The following is a 1,057-nucleotide window of genomic DNA, read 5'->3' as shown; positions in this document are numbered from 1 at the left end:
AAATAGATGCAAAACGATGACCGCCGCGCCGGTGGCAGCCATCGTTTAACACCAGTCACCTAGGGCCTGTCCTGTCGATCATGGAAGCCAGATGATGGCCGCGATGAGGACGAGGCTGGCCCGGTAGAGGGATGCGCGTTTGGCGTAGCGGGTGGCCAGGTCACGCCACTGCTTGAGGCGGTTGAAGCACCGTTCCACCACGTTGCGCTTCTTGTAGACCGCCCGGTCGAAGGCGGGTGGTCGTCCGCCGGTGCTGCCCTTGGCGGCACGGCGGGCGACCTGGTCCGACCGTTCGGGGATGACGTGCCGGATGCCGCGTTGTCGCAGTGCTCGGCGGGTGGAGTCGTGGGCGTAGCCCTTGTCCGCGATGAGCACGTCGGGGCGCTTGCGGGGCCGGCCGGGTCCGGGCTCGTTGACCCGGATGGCGTCGAGCAACGCCAGCAGCTGCGGGTTGTCGCCGGCCTGACCTGGGGTGAGCAGGATCGACAACGGCCGTCCCCGCCCGTCGACCGCGAGGTGGATCTTCGTGCTCAGTCCGCCTCGGGACCGGCCGATGGCCTCGCCATCTTGCGCACCAGGCGTCGCCGGACTTGCCGCGGAGCCCCCTTTTTGCGGGCGCCAGCGGCATGCTGGTGCGCCCGCACGATCGACGAGTCGACGCTGATCGTCCACTGCACCGGTGTGCCGTCGTCGTGCACCTGCGCCGCAGCCAGGATCCGATCCCAGGTGCCATCGGCGGTCCACCGGCGCAGCCGCTCGTGGCAGGTCTTCCACGGCCCGAAGCGTTCCGGCAGGTCACGCCACGGTGCGCCCGTGCGCAGCTTCCACAAAATCCCGTTGATCACCTGACGGTGATCCCGCCACCGCCCCCGCGCACCGCCCGGCTCGGGAAGCAGCGGCGCGATCACCGCCCACGCCTCATCGGTCAGTTCACCACGACGCACCACCGGCACATCGTCAACGATCAACCACTACAAGATCGGCAGGACACGCCCTAGGTGACTGGTGTTAAACGATGGCCGTCACCGGCGTGGCGGCCATCGTTTTCTGTCGATTG

General features: G+C 68.0%; 1 protein-coding gene. It reads right to left on the bottom strand.

The window, feature by feature from the left end; translation table 11 throughout:
* Positions 1 to 78: 78 nt before the first annotated feature.
* Positions 79 to 944 (bottom strand): IS5 family transposase gene (locus ACFOYX_RS31775; RefSeq protein ID WP_322475188.1). Its coding sequence is split into 2 segments (ribosomal slippage): positions 79 to 611 and positions 611 to 944, totalling 867 coding nucleotides; the frame shifts between segments, so codons are not numbered across the junction.
* Positions 945 to 1,057: the final 113 nt, after the last annotated feature.

It is taken from the genome of Micromonospora sp. GCM10011541 (assembly GCF_042650725.1).
In the GTDB taxonomy this organism is placed as follows: domain Bacteria; phylum Actinomycetota; class Actinomycetes; order Mycobacteriales; family Micromonosporaceae; genus Micromonospora; species Micromonospora sicca.
The sequence above is the reverse complement of the archived record's forward strand: the minus strand, read 5'-3'. Positions and strand labels throughout refer to the sequence as shown.